Here is a 25179-nt window from a genome sequence, read left to right on the forward strand (position 1 = left end):
CTGGGGCCCCAGCCGTAACAGGATTATCGCCTGTGACCATAACCGTTTTGATGCCCATGGCGCGCAAGGCTGCAAAGCGCTCCTTGATATCCGGTTTCACCACGTCTTTGAGATGAATCACGCCAAGCAGCTTGCCATTGTGCGTTACACCGAGTGGTGTGCCGCCTGCACGCGCTATGGAATCAACAGCTTTTTGAAAACTTTGCGGCGCGTTGTCCTTGGTCAAGCCCGCTACGTTCAAGATTGAGTCTATTGCACCTTTGCGGATTTGCTCCTTGCCAACATCGACGCCGGAAATTCGTGTCTGGGCGGCAAAGGGAATAAAGCTGGCATCCTTGCCATCCAGCACAGTGGTGGAGAGCCCATAATCAGCCTGTGCCAGAGCCACGATGGAGCGGCCTTCGGCGGTTTCATCGGAAAGCGAGGCTTGCAGCGCTGCACTTGCAAGCTCTTCCTCTGGAATACCGTCAACCGGGATGAACTCAGTTGCCATGCGATTACCGAAAGTGATCGTGCCGGTCTTGTCGAGCAGCAGCGTGTCCACATCGCCAGCAGCTTCCACGGCACGACCGGACGTTGCAATCACATTGAACCCGATGAGGCGATCCATGCCTGCAATGCCGATAGCAGAAAGCAGCCCGCCGATAGTCGTGGGTATGAGTGTTACAAACAGGGCTGCCAACACAGTCACTGTCATGATCGTGCCGGAATAGGCAGCCAGGCCGGAAACAGTCACAACGGCAATCAGAAACACCAGCGTCAGACCGGAAAGCAGGATCGACAGTGCTATTTCATTGGGCGTCTTTTGCCTCTCTGCACCTTCGATAAGAGCGATCATGCGATCAACGAAGGTTTCGCCGGGTTTGGTCGTGATACGCACAATGAGCCAGTCCGACAATACCTGCGTGCCGCCGGTCACCGCAGAACGGTCGCCGCCCGATTCACGAATGACGGGAGCAGATTCTCCAGTTATGGCGCTTTCATTGACAGAGGCAACGCCTTCGACGATTTCGCCGTCGCCGGGCACAAGATCGTTGACCTCGATGAATACAAGATCGCCAACCTTGAGGCTTGTTGCCGGGACAACATCATAGTCCCGGCCATTGGCAGATTTCAGCCGCTTTGCCACAAGATCGGATTTCGTGCGTTTCAGACTGTCCGCCTGCGCTTTACCGCGACCCTCAGCGATGGCTTCCGAGAACGTCGCGAAAATCACCGTGAACCAGAGCCACGCAGCAATTTGCCCGGAAAACAGCGGAGTTCCACTGCCATTCGCGATGTCCCGCAGCCATAGAAGCGTCACCATAGCTGCAACAACTTCGGTGGTGAAAATGACAGGGTTGTGCACCAGCTTCAGGGGATTGAGTTTGACAAACGATCCTTTCAGCGCCTGAAGCAGGATGCCGCTGTCAAACATTGATATTGATTTTGCCTTTGAAGACATTTTGAAGATCCTTCGAGCAGTTCCAGCAAAAGTGTGAACGGTTTTGCGTCTGGAACTGCGTTAAAACGATGAACTAGAAAGTCTGACCGGAGAGCATCAGGAAATGCTCGACGATGGGACCAAGGGCGAGCGCAGGGAAATACTGCAGACCGCCGAGAATGATGATGATGCCAACGAGCAGGCCCACGAACAGTGGTCCATCCGTGGGGAACGTGCCCGCTGATGCCGGAACCTTCTGTTTGCCCACCAACGATCCGGCGATTGCAAGAACCGGGACGATATAGGCAAAGCGGCCAAGCAGCATGGCTATACCGAGTGTCGTGTTGTACCAGATCGAATTGGCTGTAAGACCGGCAAAGGCGGAGCCATTATTGCCTGCGGCAGACGAATAGGCGTAGAGAATTTCCGACAGGCCGTGCGGGCCTTTGTTGAGCAATCCGGCAAGTCCGGCAGGCAGGATTGCCGAGATCGCCGTGAAGCCAAGAATTGCGAGCGGCAACACCAGAACAGCCAGCATGGCGAACTTCATTTCCCGTGACTCGATCTTCTTGCCAAGGAATTCAGGAGTACGCCCGACCATCAATCCAGCAACAAACACCGCAAGAATTGCGAAAATAACCATGCCGTAAAGCCCGGAGCCAACACCGCCCGGCAATACTTCGCCAAGCTGGATCAGGAACATGGGAACAAGGCCGCCCAACGGGGTCAGCGAAGCGTGCATGGCATTCACGCCGCCGTTGGAAAGGCCCGTGGTCACGGCCGCGTAAAGGGCAGTGCCTGCCTGTCCAAAGCGTATTTCCTTGCCTTCCATATTACCTTGCAATGGGTCCAGACCAAGCTGAGTCAGGATAGGATTGCCGCTTGTTTCAGCCCAGTAGACTGCACCAATGCCGATAACGAGAAGGATCGCCATTGCAGACAGCAATGCCCAGGCCTGACGACGATTGCCGGTAATCTGGCCGAATGTGTAGACCATCGCCGATGAGACAACGAGCATCGAGAACACACCCAGATAGTTGGAAAATGCGTTGGGATTTTCGAATGGATGCGCGGCATTTACGTTGAAGAAACCGCCGCCATTGGTGCCAAGTTGCTTGATGGCTTCCTGGCTGGCGACAGGTCCGGTCGAAATGATCTGCTTTGCGCCTTCCAAAGTCGTGGCAGTAAACGAACCGTCCAGTGTTTGCGGCATGCCGAGTGCGACGAAGAGAAGTGCTACAATAACCGCCAGCGGCAAAAGCACGTAAAGTGTCGCCCTCGTCATATCGACCCAGAAGTTGCCGAGTGTCGTCATGTTTGAGCGCACAAATGCCTTGGAAAGGGCAACTGCGATTGCCATGCCGGTTGCGGCAGACAGGAAGTTTTGAACAGTCAATCCAGCCATCTGGCTGAAATTGCTCATCGTGGTCTCACCGCCATAGGATTGCCAGTTGGTATTGGTGATGAAACTGACCGCCGTATTGAACGCCAGATCAGGCGCGACACCGGCAAAGCCTTGCGGATTGAATGGCAGGACAGCCTGCAATCTCAATATGCCGTAAAGGACAAGAAAGCCCGCCATGCTGAAAAGCAGAACGCCAAAAGCATAAGCGATCCAGTTTTGCTCACGGTTTTTGTCAATTCCGGCAACAGCGTAAAAGGCACGCTCAACGGGAACGAAAACCGGCGAGAGAGGCGTTCTCTCTCCGGCAAAAACACGGCTCATGTAAAGACCAAGCGGCTTGATCGCCAAAAGAACAGCGAGCAGCGTCAGGCTGATTTGCAGCCATCCGACGAGTGTCATTGGTAGTCTCCGAATAGGGAATTAGGGTACTTGGCAAAAGCCAGAAAACTATGCAGCGAGAGCCGAAAAGGCTTGAGAACCGGAGCTGAGCGTACTTTTTTGTACGTGAGCACCGGATCGCATAACCAAGCCGTTTGAAGGCCACCCTGAGCGATTTTCAAGCTGCTAGAAGCGCTCGGGCGCGACAAGCGTCACGACCAGATAAGCGCAAAGCCCGGCAGCAACGCCAAGGCCAAGAACAAGCTCAAACACGGCTCAATGCCTGTGCGTACAGGCCCAGAAGCAGCAAAATACCGCAACCAAGCGCGACAAATATGAAATCCAGCATTTCAGATATCCAAATCGTTTCGATGGACTGAGAATGCGCTTATGGACGTCAGTTATCGATTGCGAATAATGGCACCCGATATAAGGATTATGTAAGGATCAGGCGCGCTCCGCACCCTTCCTTGTCGTTTCAACCGCATAGACTGAACTTGTGGCAGTGATGAACAGGCGCGACCCGTTAGATCCTCCAAATGTCAGATTGGCGACGACTTCGGGTATCAGAATGCGTCCCAGCCTGCGTCCTTCGGGTGTATAGCAATGGATACCATCTACGGCGGAAATCCACAGCAACCCTTCGGTATCGACGCGCAGGCCGTCTGGCACCATATCAATATCGGCGACAACACTGCTCGCGCCGAGTTTGGTATCATCGAGCACTTCCAGCGCCCTGACATGATGCGGGCGACTATCGTCAAAGCCGAAACCATGTCCGCGCGCACGGCCAGAATCGGCAATGTAAAGGACGCTTTCGTCCGGCGAGAATGCCAATCCATTCGGGCGGTCGAAATCTCCAGCCACCAGCTCCACCTCGCCCGTTGACGGGTCGAGCCTGTACACATTGTTGCTGCCGATCTCGCTATCTGCCCGGATACCTTCATGATCAGAAATTATCCCGTAAGGCGGATCGGTGAACCAGATCGAGCCATCGGACTTGACCACCAGATCATTGGGGGAGTTCAGGCGCTTGCCTTGCCAGTGGGTTGCAAGAACCTCGTAAGTGCCATCCTTGCCAGTGCGGCTGATGCATCGTCCACCATGCTCGCAGGAGACCATATTGCCCCCGCGATCCACTGCGCTGCCATTTGTGCGCTGCGAAGGCTGGCGGAAAACCCGTGTGCCTTTTTCCTCCGACCACGTCATCATTCGATTGTTTGGTATGTCGGAGAAGCGCAGTTCGCTTATATCATCAAGCCATACAGGCCCTTCAACCCAGATATATCCGGTCGAAATGCGCTCCAGTGTGGCACCCGGTTGGAAAAAGGATTGAAAGGCTGGATCGTCCTGCGCAAGAAATTCGTGTTGCGACACCATAATCAAAACCCCTCCCGCTTCGATGATCATTGCCTCAGACTTGCCGAACATTTATCTCAAGCAACATATACTAGTATAAAGCTATCAATGATTTGCAAGAGGAAACGACGCTCTAATGACTGAAATCCTGATCAATCCAGATGACCTTTCTGCTCGTCTTGCGGCAGCGCTGAAGAACGAGAATGTATCGGATGAAGCAGTCACGGCAACCACCCGTGCGCTGATGCACGCATCACGTCTTGGTGTCGACAGTCATGGCGCACGGTTGATCACGCATTACTGCAATGTCCTTCGCGGCGGGAGGGTAAATCCACAGCCGGCAATCTCGACACAGCGCACAGGGCCCGCCACTGCCATTGTCGATGGCGATAACGGGCTTGGTCATTTGACTGCCTATCGCGCCACCGCGCTCGCCATAGAGATAGCCCGTGAATGCGGTATTGGCGCTGTGGGAGCAATCCGCTCTTCGCATTTCGGCGCTGCCGGTGCCTATGCACTTGATATCGCAGAGGCCGGTATGATCGGCTTTGCTACAACGAACACGGATTCGGTCGTGACGCTCTTCGATGGTGCCAGTGCCTTTCACGGAACCAATCCACTTGCGTTCGCAGCAACTGTGGCGGGCGGCAAGCCATGGCTTCTCGACATGGCGACATCATCTATACCACTCAACCGTGTACTGCTTTATCGCTCCTTGCAAAAAGAACTGCCTGAAGGCGTTGCGGCCGATGCCGAAGGTGCCCCTACCCATAATGCGGACGAGGCGGAAATGCTGTTGCCGCTAGGCGGTGCGGGATATGGTTTCAAGGGAGCCGCGTTGGCGGGTGTTGCCACGCTTCTGTCGGCAGTCCTGATGGGGACAACACTCGATGCCGATTTCATTCCGATGGTCAGCAAGGACGATGTTTCCACCCCGCGTAACATGGGGCATTTCTTCATCGCCATTGATCCGGCGCGTTTCGCCGGAGCCGATATTTTTGCCACAGGCATGCGAGCCTATCTGGATCAGCTGCGTGCGGTTCCCGCCGTTGCAGGCGGCAAGGTCATGGCACCCGGCGACCGTGAATGGGCCGTGGAGGAACAACGGATGCGCGATGGCATTCCAATTGATCCTGACACGGCGGCATTCCTCGGCGTCAGCGCCTGATCAGCACCGACTATTTGGCCTTTTTGGCGCCAACGAGTTCATCCCACTTCCTGAAGGCAATAACCATCTTGTCCGGCTTTAGCGGTAGTTCGATTGGGTTATTGGCAATCAAATCAGCATATTCCGGCCTGCCAAATTCCTTGATGACATCCTGGCTGTGTTGCGGCGCCATCGAAAGCGGTACGTTCTTCACAGCAGGTCCCGGATAGAGATAGCCTTCGTCATAGGCATAGGCCTGCGCTTTGGGTGTCAGCAGGAACGCCATCAGGTCAAGCACAACCGCAACCTTATCTTCGGCGATCCCTTTCGGAACGCACATGAAGAACGCGTCGGACACCCAATGGAAACCTTTCAGCGTGCCGATCTTGGCCGTTTCCGGCACGATGCCCAGCGCACGTGGATTGATATCCCAACCCGTTGTGCTGATGATGATATCGCGCGAACCTTCGCCAAATTCCTTCATCGTTACGCCGGTTCCCGCCGGATAGTAGTCGATGTACTGACCGATTTCCGCCAGATAGGCCCATGTCTTTTCCCAGCCATCGACCGGGTCGGAAGGGTCTTTATCGCCAAGCAGATAGGGCAGCCCCATCATGAATGTGCGGCCCGGACCTGAATTTGTCGGGCGGGCATACATAAAGCGGCCTGGATTTTCCTTGGCATAGGCAAGCAATTCTTCGGCAGTCTCTGGCACTTTCTTTACGCGCTCGGGGTCATATTCCAGCAAGGGGCCGGATGGGTAATAGTTGATGACCACACCGAAGCCATCGCCTTGCGCCTTCAGAAGATTCAACGCGGCTGGCTCGTAATTCTCTTCAAGATTGGGGAAAGTAGACGAGAAGTCCGGCAGCAGCTTCATCCATGTCTCGTTGACAAGACCTGCAGCAAGACCGTCGCTGCCCGTCAGCACAAGATCGATATCGACGCGATTAGCACTTTGCTGAGCCTTGAGTTTTCCGGCAAGCTCGGTCACAGGAGCCTTAGCGAAAATGATCCGCGAAGCGCGTTCCGGAAAAGCCTTGGCATATTCTTCAAATGCAGGCTGGCTCAGGGCCAATGCACCGCCAACGTCCATAACAGTGATGACGACCGGCGACGCGGGCAATGCAGGTGCCGCAGCGCGTGCTCCGGTAACCCCGGTAACGAGCGAAGCGGCCATGCCGCCGAGCACCGCGCGGCGGTTCAATCTGAAAAACTCCTGTGTCATTTTATTCCCCTTTTGTCTTTTGGATTGTTCATCGGAAAAAGCGCTCTTCATTGCCAATACGCACGCGCGTGATCGCCATCGCGTCCGACCAGTCTAGCTCACTCTCTGCCAGATTTATTCCACGCGCGGTCAACACCGGCGCCAGAACCTCCAGCAACCTTGTAGACGCCATCTCGACCGCCTGTTCAAACGTGGCGATATTCCAGCGCACGAGATTGCGCACCGCATCGTCCAGGCACAGCGATGAACCCGCCAGTCCCGTCGCACCGCTCTGGCTAACCGTGCCATCATCGGAGCGATCAACGTTCATACCGGCAAAAGCGTAAGTACCTGTCGGTGCAGCAGCGGCAGCAACCGCATCTGTTACCAAAGCTGATCGCTCAAAACCTTTGGCTCGGATCAGGCTTTTCAGCACATAGGCAGGCATGTGAATGCCATCGGCGATGAACGTGGCAAGCAGGCGATCTTCTGCCAATTGCGCGAAGAGTGGATTGTCCAGCTTGGGCAATATTTGCGGCAGGCCATTACCCAGATGGGTGGAAAGACCTGCTCCTGCATCCGCCGCAGCAGAGACTAGCTGGCTGGTGGCGGAAGAATGACCTATCGAGACGAGCCGGTTGTCGGCACGCATTGCTTTCACGAATTCAATGCCGCCATGAACCTCCGGTGCAACTGTAACCAGAAGGATCGGCCGCTCGATCAGCTTCTGCAAAGCGGTTACAAGAGCGGGATCAGCACCAATCATCGCATTGGCCGGATGACATCCGGAAAAACCATCAGCAGGGTTTAAGAATGGCCCTTCCAGATGGTACCCCGGACACATCAGCGGTCCAAGACGGCTTTCGGATACAGCCCTGTCCAATGCGGTGAAACGTGCTTCGAGTTCGTTGCGGTGGGCCGTAATGATTGTTGGCAGGCACGTCGTCACCCCTGTTGCCAGCATGGCTTCAAGAGCACGATCCATCGCCTCAGGCGTGAGTTGCGGATCGTTGAAATCAACGCCCGCAAAACCATTCACCTGTATGTCAACGAGGCCGTTCGTAATCATGCAAGTCTCGATGCAGAGTGAGGCTCAAGGAAGAGTACGGTGTTCGGATGTTTCTGCACGATTGATGCCGGGTGCATCGGATCGACCTTGCCTTGCACTGCGTCCTTTACAGCCTGCGACTTACGCTCGTCGGGCACCGACAATATGATGAGTTCGCTTTTCAGTATCTGCCTGATGCTCATTGAAATGGCTTTTTCCGGAACCGCCTCAAGCGTCGGAAACCATCCCTCACCCATCTGCTGTTTGCGGCAGGCCTCATCGAGCGTCACGACAATATAAGGTTTGTCAGTTTCAAAATCCGCGGGCGGGTCATTGAATGCAAGGTGGCAGTTCTCGCCGATTCCCGCAAAACACACGTCAATGTCATGGCGGGTTATCAATGCACTGACTCGCTCTGCTTCGGCTGCGGCGTCACCCTCTCCATTAATAGGATGAAATGCAACAGCCCCACCCAAAGGATCCACGAATCGCTCCTGCAGGAATTTGCGAAAGCTTGCCGGGTGGCTGATCTCCATTCCTACATATTCGTCGAGATGAAAAGCTGTTACTTTCGACCAGTCAATATTCTCTGCGGCAACCAAATTCTGCAGAACTTCGAACTGGCTTGCGCCCGTGGCAACAATGATCGAAGCTTTTCCTTTGGCCGATATTGCAGCTCGGATAGCTTCTGCGCCAAGCTTGGCCGCCGCCGCACCAAGAGAAGCCTTGTCAGGAAGTTGCCTTATATCGATCATATTTTATCCCTTTTGGACATGTCATTCGCCTTGCTCTCATAGTAAGCACAGCTTTATATGACACAGCAAGGTATTTTCGAATATTAAAGTTCAAAAATAGAAACAGGCAGAAACTCAATGTTTTTGACGATAGATGAAACGGCTTACGAGGATGCACACCAGCGTGATTGTGCGCGTGTTGCAGCCCTGCTTTCTGGTGAAGGTCCACATTCACGCGCCAGCGTTGCCGATCGTTTGAAAATGACATCGACGGCGACATCCCATGTCGTTGGAGATTTGACAGAACGTGGTCTTGTCATGGAACGTCCAGGTACAAAGGTTGGTCGTGGACGCCCGCCAATCGGGATAGCCCTGAATTTGAAGCGTCTTGGTGCATCCATCATCCATATATCCAGCAGAACATTGCTGGGATTTCTTCTCGACCTTGGCGGAACTGTTCTTGAGCATAAGGCTGTGGAAATTCCTGCTGATTCGGACAATGCAGCAATGGCTGAGGCCATGCGGCAGCTTGTACAGTGGCTGATCAACAAATGCCCTGTTGGAATGCTCCATCTGGGTACTTCGGTTGCCGTGCCGGGTGTTGTAGATGTCAAAGCCCGAACCTGGCTGATAACTTCGCGCTGGCCGAAGGTGCGCAATCTCGATATCGGCAACGCCCTCGCGCCGGTCACACCCGTTGTCCTCGTTTGCCGCCATCTCGATGCGGAATTGGATGCACGCACGACGCGGGAGACAGCGTATCGTAGTGGCAATACCCTGCTGTTGCATTGGGGATGGGGGATTGGCCTTTCCTGCAGTATTGGCGGCCAGCCTCTACTGCAAAATGGCGGCCCTTTCGGCGAGATTGGTCATTGGCGTTTCAACGCGCTGGATCAACGTGAATGCGATTGCGGTAATCATGGATGTCTTGAAACGGGCGCCGCATTGTGGGCCCTGCTGCCGCATCTGCGGAAATTATGGCCCAATCTTTCAGAGGAAGAAGAACCGTTGGCCGGGCAACTCGCTGGTCTGCCGTTGCTCGATATTCCTGAAATGGCGGAGGCAATAAAGCTGATGGCGCGCTCGCTGACAAATGTTTGTCGTCTGCTGTTTCCGTCACGTGTCATCATAACAGGCCCCTTCGTTGCAAATGCAGACGTTTGGGAAGCCTTCACGGCCGCATTCAAGACAGAGGGACTTATCGGTTCTCTGGAGTTGCCAGCCTTGATCGCTGATAAATTCAGCCAGGAATATGTTATCCATGGAGCATGCCTGCCGCTCCTCAATGCCGGACTGGAAAGCTTCATCCGGGAGAACAAGCGCGCAGCATAAATGATACAAAAAAGCCCGTATTGCACGGGCTTTTGAGTCAAGTCCTGACAGGTAAGATTATGGCTGGTTTGAGTAGTAGATACCGAAGTTGATCGCAATCAACACTGCCAGCATGGCTACAAAGCCAATGACGAAGTTGAGCAATCTTTTCAAACCGGATTGCTCACGGCTTTTCTTGGAAAACGCCATGACGATAGCAACGCCAAAAGAGATTCCGACAATTGCCGGAAGGGTCATCATGTTCATTTGGGATTCTCTGTTTAAGGTAGGACGTAACTGCATAGCTATCATCGCCGCCCTGAACAAGCTTCAACTGAACTCTATTTGCAACACGTATGTTGATAACATTCCGGAACAAAAGCTTTCGCCGAATATTGTTCTTGAGAGCTGCTTAAAGGAGAACTCCCATGGGCTTACCCATAACCATACACCCATATAATGGACCGGTGACCGTGCGATTTCTTGATGTCGTTATTGCATCGACCACAAAGGCGCTGGAGTTGCGCGAGGCGGGCCATGATCCTGTGCTCTACATACCTTTCGACGATATTTACTTCGTTCATCTCGAAAAGACCCAAACCCACACCCATTGCCCGTTCAAGGGTGACGCTTCCTACTGGCGGGTGACCGGTCAGGGCGAAGCTGCCAATGACACTATGTGGTCCTATGAAGACCCGAAGATCGAGGTAAACCAGATCAAGGGATATGGGGCATTCGATGCCCGCAAAGTAACATTTGAAGGGCTTGAGGGCGCCCGGCAAGTTCTGCCATAGCTTTCAAACACTCAGGCGCGGCACCGCATCAATCAACACCCGTGTCGCATTGGATTGTGGATTGGCGAGCACATCTTCCGTTGTGCCCTGCTCTACAATCCGCCCCTCATCCATAACAACCAAACGATCTGCAAAGGCGCGAACCACAGCCAGGTCATGAGAGATAAACAGGTAGGAAACGCCCGTTTCTTCCTGCAAATCCAGCAGCAGATTAAGAATTTGTGCGCGCACGGAAACGTCCAGCGCCGACACGGGCTCGTCAAGCACGATAAGTTGTGGAGTGGTCAGGATTGCCCGGGCAATGGCTATGCGCTGGCGCTGGCCACCGGACAATTCAAGCGGCAGGCGTTGCAGATATTCCTTGCCCAGCCCCACACGCTCCAGAGCGTCAATAATAACCGCACCGAATTCGTTCCTGTCGGCAAGGCCGTGAATTCGCAGAGGATCTTCCAGTATGCGCTTTACATTCGCACGCGGATTAAACGCAGCCAGCGGGTCCTGAAATACCATCTGAAATCGCGGCCTGATGCGGCGCAACGCATTGCCGCCCATGCGCGAAATATCCTGTCCCAGAATGTGGATGGTTCCTTCGTCAGGCTGTGTCAGCCGCATCACCAGTCGGGCCAGCGTGGTCTTGCCGGAACCGGAGCTGCCCAGTACAGCCAAAGTTTCACCGTGAGCAACCGAAAGATTAATGTCCTTGAGCCCATTACGGCTGCGTTCGCCGAAACGTTTGGCAACATTTCTCAATTCCAGCATTGGCGAAGATGACGTTTCCATCACTGCCACTCCAATGTAATTTCCGGAAGGCGTCTGCTGCGCGGCTTTTCCAGTGAGACATAAGTATCGATCAGCGCCTTGGTATAAGGGTGCTTCGGCTCCTTCAGCAGCTGTCCAGCTGGAGCCATTTCCACAAGGTCGCCCTTGTAGAGCACAGCAATCTCATCGGCCCGCTCGGAAGCGAGCGCAATGTCATGGGTAACAAACAAAAGGGTCAACCCGCCATCCTTCACCAGTTCATCCAGTACATCGACAATGTGTCGCTGGATCACTGTATCAAGCGCGCTGGTGGGCTCGTCTGCAATCAATATGGAAGGATTACCTGCAAGCGCCGCGGCCAGAGCGATACGCTGTTTCTGCCCGCCTGAAAACTCGTGAGGATAGCTGTTGAGTCGTGACAGGGCCTTGGGAATTTTAACCCTGTCGAGTAGTTCTGCGGCATGCACCCGTGCCGATATCCAACCCATGCCCAGATGTGTCATCGCCACTTCGGCAATCTGGTCACCAATTTTCATGACCGGATCGAGACTGCCGCTCGCATCCTGAAACAACACGCCAATATCACTGCCCAGCTTTGGCGTACGGCTTTCGAATTCTATGGCACCATTGATCCGCGCCTGTTTTGGCAGGAGACCGGCAATGGCCATCGCCAAGGTCGATTTTCCCGACCCGCTCATTCCTATCAGTGCAAGCCTGCCGCCCTTTGCCAGTTCCAGCGATACGTCTTTTATTGCCGTGGTGCTGCCATAGCTCACATTCAGATTCCGCACATTCAGGTAAGCCTTTGTCATGACTGCAACCTTTCCTTGCGGGAAAGCCCCCTTCCAACCAGATGGACACTGAGAACGGTCACGACCAGTGCGATACCCGGTACGATTGAAAGGTACGGTGCTGCCCGTAAAACTGTGCGGCCTTCTGCTATCATCGTGCCCCAGGTCACACGGTTCGGGTCGCCGAAACCAAGGAAGGAAAGCGCCGCTTCAATGAGGATTGCAGTAGCAACCGAAATCGCCGCGAGTGAAGCTGTCGGGCCGAACGCGTTGGGGAGTATCTCCCGAAATGCAATTTCCATGGGTCGCATGCCAAGTGTGCGCGCTGCCGCAACGAAATCCCGTTCGCGCAAAGACAACACTTCGGCACGGGTAACGCGGGCAGCCTGCGTCCAGTTGCCAAGGCTGATAGCCAGGATCAACGTGGGTATACTGGGCCCAGTGACACTGATCGTGGCGAGGGCAAGAAGAAAACCTGGCACAGTCTGAAATGCTTCGGTGATCCGCATGAGAACTGTATCTGCAAAGCCGCCAAGAAAGCCGGAAATTGTTCCGACAACACTGCCTACAAGCAAAGCTGTTGCGGCCGAAAAGAAAGCGACAAGCAGCGTGGTCCGGGTGCCATGGACCAACCCCGCAAGCACATCGCGACCAAGCCTGTCAGTGCCAAGCAGATGCGCTTCAGACACAAATGGTTTCAGCATGGCTTCGCCGCTGATTGCGAGCGGATCACCCGGCGCAATCCACGGAGCCAGCAAGGCCATCAGCGTAAGAAGTACAAGCAGAGTGGCACCGATCCGTGCCTCAAGATTGAGCGATTTCATCGGCTGATCCTCACGCGGGGATCGAGTTTCCCATAGGCCAGATCAACCAGAAGATTAGCAATAATCACCGTAACAGCACTGCACAGGAGCACGCCTAGCAGCAGCGGCGTATCGCGCCGTGCCACAGCTTCAGCGGCAAGTCGGCCAAACCCCGGAATACTGAATACACTTTCCACCACCACACTGCCGCCGAGCATGGCAGCAGATTGCCAACCGAGCATCGTTATCGCCGGCAGGATTGCGTTGCGGGCGACGTGACGCCACACGATGCGGCGGCGGGTCAATCCCCTCGCCTCCAGACCTTTGACGAATGGATCGCGCCAGATTTCCGCCATGCGGTCACGCATCAGCCGCAGATAAAGAGCCAGATAAACCATTGCCAATGCTGAGACCGGCAAAACCAGATGCACGGCAATATCGCCCAGCCTTGCCAGACCGGTCTTGCCAGAGGCAATTGATTCAATTCCGCCAATCGGCAACCAGCGCAGGTCAACGGCAAAGATCACGATCAAGACCAGACCAAGCCAGAAGCCCGGCACCGCATAAATTGCCAGAGATCCTGTCGATAATATGCGATCGCGCCATGATCCCGGGCGAGCGCCTGCCACCACGCCAAGCAGCGATCCGGCAAAGAATGCCGAGCCTGTCGCAATACTCATCAGCAGCAATGTAACCGGCAATCTTTCCGCTATGACTGATGTTACCGGTCGCTCGAATGCAGTCGACCAGCCAAGATCTCCATGGGCCAAGGCGGATATATAGGCCTCGAAACGATGGACCGGGCCTTTGTCCAAGCCCCATTCATTACGCAGCTGCGCAATCTGTTCTGCATCCATTGCGCCTGACCGTGCGACATAGGCATCCACCGCATCACCCGAAGCCGCCTCAAGCAGCAGAAAACTGCCAACCAGTACGATGAACAGCACGGGAATTGTGGTGATAAGGCGTTTCAGGAAAAAGGAAGCAAGAAGCGGCAAAGGAACCTCTGAGAACTTGTAGCGGTCAAACAATGATCAATTCGATGTTTCAATCAATCGAAAAATAGTATATACACCATGGTATATACATTAGTTTAAGAGGTCACATCATGCCACACACTGCCAAGGTGTTTCGCTCTGGAAATTCCCAAGCTGTGAGACTACCCAAAGAGTTTCGACTGGATACAGACGAAGTTGATATTTCCCGCGAAGGAGATGCAATTATATTGCGCCCCCGCAATAGCTCTGCCTGGAGTTCGCTGAAGGCTGCACTTAAGCGCGGTTTTAGCGATGACTTTTTGCAAGCAGAACGAGATCAACCTCCAATGCAGGACCGGCCAGAATTGGACGACCTGTTCAAATGATTCGCTATATCCTTGATACAAATGCGATAATTTCCCTTATAGGCAAAAAATCAGATAATTTGATCGCACGAATACTTGAAAAAGCCGAAGGTGACATTGCTGTCTCTTCCATAGTCGTTCACGAGCTTTATTTTGGTGCTTATCGGAGTCAAAAAGTACAAAACAATCTCGAAACCCTGCGTCTCCTTCTGCATGATTTTTCATTGCTGGAGTTTGACCGCGAAGATGCCCGTGTCTCCGGAGAAATACGCGCTATGCTTGCAGGCATTGGTACGCCCATCGGGCCATACGATGTGCTTATTGCCGGCCAAGCCAAAGCGCGAAATCTCGTCCTTGTTACGAATAATGTTCGGGAGTTCGCCCGTGTTGAAAACCTTATGGTCGAAGATTGGACTAACTAGCTTTTCAACCAAACATTCGACCAGTTGGAAACGGCCCAACGCGGATTATCCGAAACGTTGCCCACCGTGTCCCTTGCAACAGTAATGAATGAAAACTCTGCGACGTTGATCAGCGGCAGGTCTTCAGCAACCTTCTTCTGAAGCTCTTTATACAATCCCGCCCGCTTCGCGCCATCAAGCTCTGAAGCCGCGCTTTTGATAAGCTTGTCAATTTCCGCATTGGCATAGCCATACTGGTTGGAGAAAGGCACGCCAGCCGGCAGGCCGCTTTCAAACAGGATCGTCGTCGAGATTGCCGGATCGGAGCGATAGACCGGCGTAGCGACGGTAATATCGAAGTCATGATCGGTATAAACCGCCTTCAAATGTGCAGGCGTATCATTGCTGACCACTACGGCATCAATGCCGATCTTGCCGAGCGCCTGACGAAGATAATCGCCAAACTGCTTGGTTTCGTTGAAAAATGGTGCCGGCAGCAGCTTCAGCTTGAAGCGGTTGCCATCGCTGCCGCGCTTATATCCGGCTTCATCGAGCAAAATCTCTGCCTTGGCCGGGTCAAAAGCGTAGGTTGCCGTTTCGGGTTCATAGAAGGTCTGGTCGTAAGCTGGCACAGGGCCTGTCGATGATTTGGCATAACCGAGGAAAATGGTCTTCACCACAAAATCGTGATCAATCGCATGCGCAATGGCCTGACGCACTTTCACGTCCGCCAATTCCTTTCGGCGGTGATTTATCTCTACAATCAACTGATAAGTCAGACCTTCATAGCCGTTGGCATAAACCTTCAGACCTGAGGATTTAGAGATACGGCCGAGATCAGCGAGGGGAACCGCTGAGAACGCCGCCAACTGTATCTCCTCTGCCTCCAGCGCATTACCAGCGGCAGCACGATCAGGCAGGAACTGATACACGATTTCATCCAGCAGCGGCTCGCCCTGCTGCCAATAGGCATCGTTGCGCTTGAGCAGGAAATATTCGCCCGGCTTGTACTCACCGAATTTGAACGGGCCAGTACCAACCAGTTTCTGATTGGCCGGGTTTTTGGCGATATCCGTGCCTTCATACAGATGTTTCGGTATCACCGAGGTTACCACCGGCAAAGCATTGCGAATAAGCTGGAATGGTGTCGGCTCCGAGAATTTCAGGATTGCGGTATGTTCATCCGGTGTTTCCACGGCAGCAAGGTTTTTGAACACGACGCGCCCGAGGTTCTGCAACTTCTTCCAGACTTCCAGCGCGGAGAACGCCACATCCGCCGAAGTGAATGGCTTGCCATCGTGCCAGGTCACACCCTCACGCAGCTTGAATGTCACCGACAGCCCATCTTCCGATCCTTCCCATGAAGTGGCGAGCCGGGGATCGAGCCCATCCTTGCCCTTGTAGGACTGCTCAGCCAGTGGCTCGATTACTTTGCTTGCGACGAAGAAAACACCATTTGAAGCAACGATAGCAGGGTTGAGATTGGCAGGCTCACTATCCCCCGCAACGACCAGACGGCCACCCTTCACCGGGGTCTCCTGAGCCCAGCCCGATTGCGGAACCAGAGTCATAGCGCCCACGCTGGCGCTCAGTTGAAGAAAGGTACGGCGATTCAGCAGGATACGGGACATGGTTGAAATCCTTCAATCAGTGGATCTGGATAGAATGGAGCTTAATGCTGTGATCGTTTTGCGGGCAAATTCCGGCTCGGCAGATGCGCCCATATGGGCGATGCGCAGCACTTTTCCCGTGGTATCGCCGCGCCCGAGCGAAAGTAATATGCCATGCTCGTTCAAAAGCCGGTCACGCAGTTCTACATCGGTATAGCCACCGGGTATTTTGAAAGCCGTTGCAGTGGGCGCGCACCAAGCCTCGCGTTTCGGCCACAGCGTGACGCCCAGCTCAAGCAAACCCGCACGTGCGATTGCTGCCGTCTCAGCGTGGCGCGCCCAAACATTTTCCGGCCCTTCCAGCGCATAGCGGTCCAAGGCTGCATCCAGCGCATAAATCTCTGCAATAGAGGGTGTCACCGGAAATGTCCTGCCCGGTATCGAAGCATCTTTCCAGGCGGCAAGGCTGAGGAAAGAGCCGCGCGGTGCATCGGCGTTGCGCTCGATCTTTTCCCACCCACGCTCGCTGACGCTGATCAGGCTGAGGCCAGGCGTGCTTCCAAGGCATTTCGATGGCGATGTGATGAAAATATCCACATGAGCAGCCTGCGGATGGGCATCAAGGCCACCGAATGACGATACGGCATCAACGATGAGATACGCCCCATGCTCCGCCACGGTTGCACCAATCTCGTTCAGCGGGTTGAGCGTGCCGGACGGTGTGTCGTGATGGCAGAGCGAAACCACGCTGATATCGGGCCGGCGGTGCAATGCTTCCCGAACAGCCTGCGGATCGATGATCTCGTCAAAAGGAACGGCAAGCTCAACCACTTCCTTGCCATAACGTCCTGCCCAGCTCTCAAATCCTTTGCCATAAACGCCAGAAACAAGGTTGAGAACCACGTCATTTCCGCCGATCAAAGCAGCCGCCGCTGCCTCAATGCCAAGAATGGCTTCTCCCTGCATTATGACGGGCGCAATGCTGCTACGGAACGCAACCCGCAGCTTCTCGATTACATCTGCGTAAAACTGCCGGAAGGTCGGGTGATAATCATAGAGAACCGGCGACCCCAGCGCTTTAAGCACTTCCGGATAAACGGGAACAGGCCCGGTCGTGAGCATCAACGGTGGAACAGGTAAAGGCAATGGCACTTTGGAATTTCATCCCACAGTTGGACGCTGATGGCGCGGAAGTTGAACCATATTCGCCAGATTACCGAAACCCAAGAAAAACCATTCCAATAATCTTGTCACCATTGCAAATCTGTTGTCGATGATTGAAAGTTATAATGTTTCTGCGAAAACATTATAACTAGGTTGTTCACTCCAGCGGGATTACGTCCACCGATTGCTTGCCTTCCTGGGAGCCGCTGGTCTTCAACACCCCGACTATAGGCGACACATCGGCATAATCACGGCCACAACCAATTGTAATGTGGTCATTGCTGGCGGCCATATTATTGGTGGGGTCGAACTCAAGCCAACCTGCCTCCCTGCCGCACCAGGCACGCACCCACGCATGCATGGCGTCGGCACCTTCAAGGCGTACCTTGCCAGGTGCCGGTATGGTGCGCAGGAAACCGCTGACATACCCCGCAGGAATGCCAAGTCCGCGCAGGCCTGCAATCATGACATGGCTGAAATCCTGGCAAACACCTGCCTTCAGGTCGAATGCCTGACGGGCGTTTGTCCGCACATCTGTTGCATCGCCATCATACTTAAAATCCGAGTAAATGCGTCGGTTCAGGTCGTTTACAGCTTCCGTAACAGTCTTCGTATTGGCGAGGCTCAATGCCGCATAGGCTGTGATATCTGGATCGATGGCAGCGTGTTTGCTGGACGTCAGGAAGTGGTGTGGCGCATCGGCGGCAATCGACCAGACGCTGCGAATTTCTTTTTTCAACCCCGCAATATCCGGCGAAACGTCGAACATTAGTGGAGGCCTTGTAACATTGACCCGCGCCGTCATTGTCACATCAAGGGTTTCATGCGGATTGCGATAGACGATTGAAGTCACTGAATTGGAAAAGAAATCCATAAACTCCGAGCGCTCAGCCGATGCAGGCTCAAAGGAAAGGCTGGACGCGATAACGCGTTGAACACCCGGCAATGTCTGCGGCATGACCCGGACATGATGACGCCCTGCTGCGGCCGAGCGAGCGTAATCATAATGCAGATGAAGGCGGATATTATAGAGCATCAACAGGTATCCTCAGGCAAAATACGTGTCGGAAATTGCATCAGCCAAAGCACCGATATCGAAGGCGACCTTGTGAAGCGTTTCGGGCGTCAGTTCTCCCGCCTCGGATATTGCGAGTTGCGTATGCAGGCGCAGTACATCCTTGGAAAAAGTCTGCATGCTGGTTACCGCACCGCGCCCACCTTCGCGCACCGGCAAAAGGCCGAATTCCGTTTTCAATGCATCCAGCTGGAAAATGATCGAACGCGGATTGAGCGGATCGAGCGCCAGCAGATCGAGTACACTGATCCGGCCTGAATAAACGCTGTATTGCCTGCGATGCGTCATGACACTGTCGCCGATTTCCAGCAGCATTTCCAACGAGCCCTCAGCAGCGTCATGACGGGCAAGGCGCGCAAGGACGCTTGCCATCTGAATGCCGCGTTCGATGCGACGGCCGATCTCAAGAAACCGCCAGCCGGTAAAGCGATACATGTTTTCGTGGACGAGACCGGAAAACCCTGCAAGCTTGCGCAGGATGATAGTCATGGCGCGCGTGGCGTCATCCCCCGGCGTCACCACATCGGAAAAACGGTGCACTGTCTTGGACAGATCATGCAGGGCAAGCCAGCCATCTGGCGAAAAGCGGTCGCGAATGCGTCCGGCAGAAAGCATCGCGCCATCGATGGAACGCTGAAGGCCCTTTGGAATGGCCTGATCCAGATCGACCCCGAGCGGCTTCAGATAGTCACGCATCTCGGTCAATAGTGGCAATTCCTGATTGGGTGCCTCGGCAAAGCGTGCATGGCATGCCCGCAATATACGCGCGGTGCCTTCGGCACGTTCGATGTAGCGGCCCATCCAAAGCAGATTTTCCGCAGCCCGTGCGGGCAATGTCCCCGGCACATTGCGCTGAAACAAATCATCTTCGCGTGGCAGCAGCGTGTCTTTTGCAACCGGGCCCTTGCTGGTAACCCACACATCAGCTGCCTGCCCGCCCCGCTGCATGGCAATCGCAGCGGTGTCGAGCGTGAAGCCAACACGGGCAAAGCCGCCGGGCATGAAGCTCCAGCCATCCTTGTGGCGTGCTGCAAACACCCGCAGCACAAAGGGACGCGGCTCCAACTTGCCATCGACATAGACCGGCGTTGTAGAAAGTTTGACGGCTTCCTGCCCTACGAGACCGCGCCCGTCATTTTGCAAGCGCTCAAGCAATTGGCTGCGTGCCTCGGGGTCGAGCTTCGATCCAAGCACTGTCGCCCGCACATCTTCGAACGGCAATCGCGTTGAAAGAGCCGGGCCAACCATCATCTGATCAAGCCGGTCCATCACATGCTTGCGCTCTTTCTCTTGCCCGCACCACCATGTTGCAATACTTGGCAACGCCAAATCACGTTCATGCAATGCCTTTGAAATTGCTGGTAGGAACGCGAGCAGCGCACGGGTTTCCAGAATGCCGGAGCCGAGCGCATTGACCAGCGAAACTGTCCGCCTGCGCAAGGCGCCTACCATTCCCGGCGTGCCGATCCACGAGTCTGATTTCAACTCCAGCGGATCCATATAAGCAGCATCCATGCGCCGCCACAGCACATCAATCGGCTTTAGTCCGGAAACGGTTCGCACCATCACCCTGCCCTTGGCGACTGTCAGGTCCTCGCCTTCCAGCAACATGAAGCCGAGATAGCGGGCGATGTAGGCATGTTCGAAATAGGTTTCGTTGTTCGGCCCGGGTGTCAGGATCGCGGCGCGAGCCTGCGGATCGATGATCAACGATTGCATGGAATCGCGGAAGTCCTTGAAGAACCCTGCAAGCCGGTGAACATTCATCGAGGCGGAAATATCGGATAATGCGCGGGTCGTCGCGACGCGGTTCTCCAGCGCAAAACCGGCACCGGACGGCGCCTGCGTCCTGTCGCCAAGCACCCACCACTGCCCGTTGGGAGCACGACCCAGCTCAAATGCGCAGAAATGCAGGAAGCGACCACCCGCTGGTTTGATCCCGGCAACAGGATGCAGAAATTCCGGATTAGACGCGATCAAATCGGGCGGCAAAACGCCATCGCGCACCAGCTTTCCCTCGCCATAGATATCGGCAACAATATCTTCGAGTAGATCGGCGCGCTCGGTTAAGCCAGCAGTGATGGTGCTCCAATCCTGCTCATTGATCAGCAGTGGAATATGTGCAAGCGGCCATTGCCGCTCCTGCGTGCCGTTCTCGTCGTAGACACGGTAGAAGACTCCGGCATCAAGCAAATACTGGTTTGCCCGGGCGAAACGAGTTGCAAGCTTTTCCGGCCCGATTTCATCCAGCGAACCAAGCAGTTTTCCCCAGCCCGGACGTAAGGCACCGGCAGCATCAACCATCTCGTCAGCAACTCCCGGCAAGGGAGTATATCCCGCAAGCAGGCCGGCAATTGAACGTGTTTTGGCTTTATTCACTTGTGACATTATCGATCTATATTGGGTTTCGTACAGACTGCATACTTATTGTGCGTGGTTCCCCCTTCGACAGGCTCAGGATGCTCACCATGATGAAGGTGGGTTGATTGCAGGCGGTACAAACCGTGCCATCGCTGTCTATTGCAAAACACCAGCATTCCTCATGGTGAGCCCCGTCGAACCACGCACAACCGGTATGCAAGTAGCTATAATTCGATCCATTATTTGGACTTAGAATCGTTATGAAGCGCCTTAACCCGAGCAAACATCTCTTCAATTGAAATTCCGATCTCCGGGTTATTTATAATCTGTGTCAACCTGTTGAGAATTTCATCGTGCAATAGACTTTCTTTCATAACTTCAAGACCACTATTACCATAAAACATGCAGTGTTCTTTCAAGCACGTGGCCTTCTCAAATCGAGCGTCATCGGGAATTCCGGCGATGGTTGTTCTTTGCGCAGCTCGTAAGCACCAGCCGTATGGCCGCGCGGCTCAAATCGCGCAAGCCTGCGGGCTTCGGCTTCGTTGGAATTAATCGGAAAGGTATCATAGCTGCGCCCACCCGGATGCGCGACATGATAGGTGCAACCTGCAATCGCTCGCCCGGACCACTGATCGTAAATGTCAAATACCAATGGCGTATTGACCGGAATCATTGGATGCAGACCGGAGCGTGGTTGCCAGGCCTTATAGCGGACACCGGCAACAGCGGTACCATTGGTTTCGGTCATTCTCAGGGGCACTTCGCGGCCATTGCAGGCCACGCTGTAACGCGCTGCATTATAGCCTTCGACCTTGATCTGCAGACGCTCCACGGAGCTGTCGACGAAACGGACCGTTCCGCCGATAGCACCCTGCTCACCCATGACATGCCATGGCTCCAAGGCTTGCCGTAGTTCGAGTTTGACGCCTTCATTTTCAATTTCCCCACAGAAAGGAAACCGGAATTCCAGCTGCGCCTCGAACCATTCCGGGCGGAAGTCAAAGCCATTCTGCCGCAGATCGGCAAGCACATCGAGAAAATCCTGCCAAACGAAGGCAGGCAGCATGAACCGGTCATGCAAGGTTGTGCCCCAACGCACAAAACCGCCCTCTATAGGATTATTCCAAAAGCGCGCAATCAGAGCGCGTACCAGCAATTGCTGCGCAAGGCTCATGCGTGCATTCGGCGGCATCTCGAAACCACGAAACTCGACAAGTCCGAGGCGTCCAGTCGGCCCATCGGGCGAAAACAGCTTGTCGATGCATATTTCAGAACGATGGGTATTACCGGTCACGTCAACAAGCAAATTGCGGAAGAGCCTGTCCACCAGCCACGGCAAGGGCGGTGTGCCATGCCCCGGCAGCGGCACTTGCGCCATGGCGATTTCCAGCTCGTAGAGACTGTCGTGACGGGCCTCGTCGAACCGCGGCGCTTGACTGGTCGGGCCAACAAACATTCCGGAGAACAGATAGGACAGGGATGGATGACGCTGCCAATGCAGTACCAGACTTTTCAAAAGGTCGGGACGACGCAGGAACGGGCTGTCATTTGGCGTTTCACCGCCGACCACCACGTGGTTGCCACCACCTGTACCGGTATGCCGCCCATCGATCATGAACTTGTCAGCACCAAGCCTCGTTTGCCGTGCCTCTTCATAAATGGTCTCGGTGGTCGCAACGCATTCGCGCCAGTTCGATGCGGGATGAATGTTCACTTCAATCACGCCCGGGTCAGGCGCAACACGTATGACGCTGATGCGCGGGTCTTGGGGCGGACCATAGCCCTCAATGTGCACCGGCAGACCGAGCTTGGCTGCTGCTGCTTCTGCTGCGCCTACAAGCTCAAGATAATCCTCAAGCGCTTCCACTGGCGGCATGAAGACACTCAACCGGCCATCGCGCGGTTCAACCGAGATGGCGGTCCGAACAGCCCCGCCAATCTCGCCCAGCTCCTGCTCCACCCGCTCCTGCGTCGTGCCCTCGGCGGCGGTGAATGAAGCGACTGCCTGTGACGCTTCCCTCGGATCAACCACTGCTGCTACTGGCGAATCCGGCAATGGGCCACGCTCAACAGAGGGGTCAACCGGCACGATAAATGGAAACTCGGAAGGTGGAACATGCGGCAGTGCGCCTAGGGGCAAGCGATAACCCACAGGCGAGTCACCCGGCACGAGAAACAGCTTGCCGCGCCGGGTTGTCCATTTTTCGCTGCGCCAGCGTGGACCTTGAGCGGCTTGGCTGTTCCAGCGCTGCACCGGCAGCACAAAGCCGGTTGGCTCGGTTAATCCGCGTTCAAATACACGCGCCATACGGCTGCGCTCTTCGGGGTCTTTCAGTTTTGAATTCGAGGGGTCGACATTGGCTGGAAGATTGCCTTCCTTTACGATCCATTCCGCCGGATCTTCATAGGCTGCCGCAACCATATCGTCTTCAACACCAAGCTCACCAGCCATGCCAACGAGCAATTTACCGGCATCCTCCGGCTTTACATCTGCCTTGCTGTTTTCAGCGGCGATAAGATCAGGATTGACCCAGATGGGTTCTCCGTCCTTGCGCCAGTACAGTGAAAAGGTCCACCGTGGCAGGCTCTCACCCGGATACCACTTGCCCTGCCCGTAATGCAGAAAACCACCCGGGGCAAAACGATCCCGCAAGCGGCGGATAAGCTTGTCAGCCTTTTCGCGTTTTGTCGGGCCGACTGCATCGGTATTCCACTCGCCGGATTCGAAATCGTCGATGGAAACGAATGTCGGTTCGCCGCCCATGGTCAGACGCACGTCCCGCTCTTTCAGCAATGCGTCGACCTGATTGCCAAGCGCATCGAGCGCTTGCCACGATTCATCAGAGAATGGTTTCGTGATGCGCGGATGCTCCGACACCCGCGTCACGCGCATGTCAAAACCAAATTCGACATTGGCAGGCTCCGCCATACCGGAAATGGGCGCGGCGTTGCGATAGTGCGGCGTTGCGGCCAGCGGAACATGGCTTTCGCCGGTCAAAAGGCCCGAGGTCGGGTCAAGCCCTATCCACCCTGCGCCAGGCAGATAAACCTCACACCAGGCATGCAGATCGGTGAAATCCGTTGTTGTCCCGGCAGGACCATCCAGCGCCACAAGATCGGGCTTCAATTGGATCAGATAGCCCGAAACAAAACGTGCTGCCAAACCGAGATGGCGCAATGTCTGTACCAAAAGCCAACTGGAGTCACGGCATGAACCTGTACGGACATTCAATGTGGTTTCCGGCTCCTGCACGCCGGTTTCCATGCGTATGACATAGCCGACTTCGCGCTGGATACGAGCGTTCAGATCAACAACGAAATTCACCGTATTTGTGCTGGTGCGGTCAATGGACGCCAGAAAATCCGACAGCAACGGACCAATCGGGTCCGGCTTCATGTAGATCGACAAATCGTCGCGTATTTCTTCCGGATAGGTGAAAGGCCAAATTTCCGCGATTGGTTCGACAAAGAAATCAAACGGATTATAGACCGTCATATCAGCAACGATATCGACTTCGATCTTCAACTCAGTGACAGGTTCTGGAAACACGAACCGCGCAAGAAAATTGCCGTAGGGGTCCTGCTGCAGATTGACGAAATGGTTCGCTGGACTGACTTTCAGCGAATGGCTCAACACCTTTGTGCGGGAATGCGGCGCGGGTTGAAGCCGGATGATCTGCGGCCCGAGCATGATGGGGCGGTCATATTTATAATGGGTCAGGTGATAGACTGCTGCGTGAATTGCCATGTCGCCCCAAAATTCAATATAAAATTCAATGTTCGCCGAAAGAGTACGCGCGAAGCCTAGCCTACTCCAAGCGCATGTTCACGCTTTAAAAGCTTATCCTGCCATTTATTTTAGCACGTGCTGAATCTGCACCTTAAACGGGCTGATAATTTCCAAGCGAAGAGCAAAATAATTTGCATCTAACTCGCTGCGTGGTTCGACGGGGCTCACCATGAGGTAGATGGTTTGACTGCATGTTGGTCGCCAACCTTCGAGAGTTAACTTCTTGCAATCAGTCCACCTTCCTCATGGTGAGCCCCGTCGAACCACGCAGAGA

21 protein-coding genes are annotated in these 25179 nt (G+C 54.6%); 5 read left to right on the forward strand and 16 right to left on the reverse strand.

Translation table 11 applies throughout. From position 1 onward, the window contains the following. The 3 genes from kdpB to PMI41_RS22735 form a co-directional block, all read right to left on the reverse strand. The coding region (gene kdpB, locus PMI41_RS22720; protein WP_008128817.1) for a potassium-transporting ATPase subunit KdpB at window positions 1-1444 on the reverse strand (1444 nt) is incomplete at its 3' end. 73 nt (window positions 1445-1517) lie between these two features. Continuing rightward, a complete protein-coding gene (kdpA, locus tag PMI41_RS22725; protein WP_008128818.1) occupies window positions 1518-3227 on the reverse strand; it encodes a potassium-transporting ATPase subunit KdpA in 1710 nt (569 codons plus the stop codon). A 426-nt stretch (window positions 3228-3653) separates the two neighbouring features. Further along, window positions 3654-4586: an SMP-30/gluconolactonase/LRE family protein gene (locus PMI41_RS22735; protein WP_008128820.1), complete on the reverse strand. Its 933-nt coding sequence runs from the start codon at window positions 4584-4586 to the stop codon at window positions 3654-3656. 115 nt (window positions 4587-4701) lie between these two features. On the opposite strand from PMI41_RS22735, the gene PMI41_RS22740 reads away from it, so the two are divergent. Continuing rightward, window positions 4702-5733 carry an Ldh family oxidoreductase gene (locus PMI41_RS22740; protein WP_008128822.1) on the forward strand — a complete coding sequence of 344 codons (1032 nt, stop codon included), beginning with the start codon at window positions 4702-4704 and terminating at the stop codon, window positions 5731-5733. 10 nt (window positions 5734-5743) lie between these two features. Here PMI41_RS22740 and PMI41_RS22745 read toward each other — a convergent pair whose 3' ends face one another. The 3 genes from PMI41_RS22745 to PMI41_RS22755 form a co-directional block, all read right to left on the reverse strand. Beyond that, window positions 5744-6892: an extracellular solute-binding protein gene (locus PMI41_RS22745; RefSeq protein WP_157179479.1), complete on the reverse strand. Its 1149-nt coding sequence runs from the start codon at window positions 6890-6892 to the stop codon at window positions 5744-5746. 76 nt (window positions 6893-6968) lie between these two features. Then, window positions 6969-7988, reverse strand: a complete 1020-nt coding sequence (locus PMI41_RS22750; protein ID WP_008128826.1) for an amidohydrolase family protein — start codon at window positions 7986-7988, stop codon at window positions 6969-6971. After that, window positions 7985-8722 (reverse strand): glucosamine-6-phosphate deaminase, encoded by a 738-nt coding sequence (locus tag PMI41_RS22755; RefSeq protein WP_008128828.1) that lies wholly within the window; start codon window positions 8720-8722, stop codon window positions 7985-7987. Before PMI41_RS22755 ends, PMI41_RS22750 begins: the two co-directional genes overlap by 4 nt. A gap of 117 nt (window positions 8723-8839) precedes the next feature. Here PMI41_RS22755 and PMI41_RS22760 point away from each other — a divergent pair, with 117 nt between their 5' ends. Next, entirely contained in the window at window positions 8840-10033 is a 1194-nt protein-coding gene (locus tag PMI41_RS22760) for an ROK family transcriptional regulator (RefSeq protein ID WP_008128830.1), read from the forward strand. Between the two features lie 57 nt (window positions 10034-10090). Here the strand turns inward: PMI41_RS22760 and PMI41_RS22765 are convergent, their stop codons facing one another. Further along, window positions 10091-10279 carry a hypothetical protein gene (locus PMI41_RS22765; RefSeq protein ID WP_008128831.1) on the reverse strand — a complete coding sequence of 63 codons (189 nt, stop codon included), beginning with the start codon at window positions 10277-10279 and terminating at the stop codon, window positions 10091-10093. Window positions 10280-10440: 161 nt separating this feature from the next. Here PMI41_RS22765 and PMI41_RS22770 point away from each other — a divergent pair, with 161 nt between their 5' ends. Further along, window positions 10441-10806, forward strand: coding sequence for a DUF427 domain-containing protein (locus PMI41_RS22770; protein WP_008128833.1), 366 nt, complete (start codon window positions 10441-10443; stop codon window positions 10804-10806). Window positions 10807-10809: 3 nt separating this feature from the next. Here the strand turns inward: PMI41_RS22770 and PMI41_RS22775 are convergent, their stop codons facing one another. The 4 genes from PMI41_RS22775 to PMI41_RS22790 are packed head-to-tail and all read right to left on the reverse strand — an operon-like array spanning window position 10810 to window position 14190. Beyond that, a complete protein-coding gene (locus PMI41_RS22775; protein WP_008128835.1) occupies window positions 10810-11586 on the reverse strand; it encodes an ATP-binding cassette domain-containing protein in 777 nt (258 codons plus the stop codon). Then, window positions 11586-12377: an ABC transporter ATP-binding protein gene (locus PMI41_RS22780; RefSeq protein WP_008128837.1), complete on the reverse strand. Its 792-nt coding sequence runs from the start codon at window positions 12375-12377 to the stop codon at window positions 11586-11588. Before PMI41_RS22780 ends, PMI41_RS22775 begins: the two co-directional genes overlap by 1 nt. Beyond that, a complete protein-coding gene (locus tag PMI41_RS22785) occupies window positions 12374-13180 on the reverse strand; it encodes an ABC transporter permease (RefSeq protein WP_008128839.1) in 807 nt (268 codons plus the stop codon). The genes PMI41_RS22780 and PMI41_RS22785 overlap by 4 nt, the downstream gene beginning before the upstream one ends. After that, window positions 13177-14190, reverse strand: coding sequence for an ABC transporter permease (locus PMI41_RS22790; RefSeq protein WP_244423998.1), 1014 nt, complete (start codon window positions 14188-14190; stop codon window positions 13177-13179). Before PMI41_RS22790 ends, PMI41_RS22785 begins: the two co-directional genes overlap by 4 nt. A gap of 77 nt (window positions 14191-14267) precedes the next feature. Between PMI41_RS22790 and PMI41_RS22795 the strand changes: the two genes are divergently transcribed. Both PMI41_RS22795 and PMI41_RS22800 read left to right on the forward strand, forming a co-directional pair. Next, window positions 14268-14522, forward strand: coding sequence for an AbrB/MazE/SpoVT family DNA-binding domain-containing protein (locus PMI41_RS22795; protein ID WP_008128843.1), 255 nt, complete (start codon window positions 14268-14270; stop codon window positions 14520-14522). Further along, a complete protein-coding gene (locus tag PMI41_RS22800; RefSeq protein WP_008128845.1) occupies window positions 14519-14923 on the forward strand; it encodes a type II toxin-antitoxin system VapC family toxin in 405 nt (134 codons plus the stop codon). Before PMI41_RS22795 ends, PMI41_RS22800 begins: the two co-directional genes overlap by 4 nt. Here PMI41_RS22800 and PMI41_RS22805 read toward each other — a convergent pair. The 5 genes from PMI41_RS22805 to PMI41_RS22825 all read right to left on the reverse strand — a co-directional run bounded on the left by PMI41_RS22805 (window position 14920) and on the right by PMI41_RS22825 (window position 24863). Further along, complete coding sequence (locus PMI41_RS22805; RefSeq protein ID WP_008128848.1) at window positions 14920-16533, reverse strand: ABC transporter substrate-binding protein; 1614 nt, start codon at window positions 16531-16533, stop codon at window positions 14920-14922. The genes PMI41_RS22800 and PMI41_RS22805 overlap by 4 nt on opposite strands. A gap of 12 nt (window positions 16534-16545) precedes the next feature. Further along, window positions 16546-17664: an alanine--glyoxylate aminotransferase family protein gene (locus PMI41_RS22810; RefSeq protein WP_202949308.1), complete on the reverse strand. Its 1119-nt coding sequence runs from the start codon at window positions 17662-17664 to the stop codon at window positions 16546-16548. Between the two features lie 169 nt (window positions 17665-17833). Next, window positions 17834-18712, reverse strand: a complete 879-nt coding sequence (locus PMI41_RS22815; RefSeq protein WP_008128851.1) for a transglutaminase family protein — start codon at window positions 18710-18712, stop codon at window positions 17834-17836. 12 nt (window positions 18713-18724) lie between these two features. Beyond that, entirely contained in the window at window positions 18725-21139 is a 2415-nt protein-coding gene (locus PMI41_RS22820; protein WP_008128853.1) for a circularly permuted type 2 ATP-grasp protein, read from the reverse strand. A 388-nt stretch (window positions 21140-21527) separates the two neighbouring features. Further along, window positions 21528-24863: a transglutaminase family protein gene (locus PMI41_RS22825; RefSeq protein WP_008128855.1), complete on the reverse strand. Its 3336-nt coding sequence runs from the start codon at window positions 24861-24863 to the stop codon at window positions 21528-21530. Window positions 24864-25179 lie beyond the last annotated feature (316 nt).

Source organism: Phyllobacterium sp. YR531 (assembly GCF_000282595.1).
GTDB lineage: Bacteria > Pseudomonadota > Alphaproteobacteria > Rhizobiales > Rhizobiaceae > Phyllobacterium.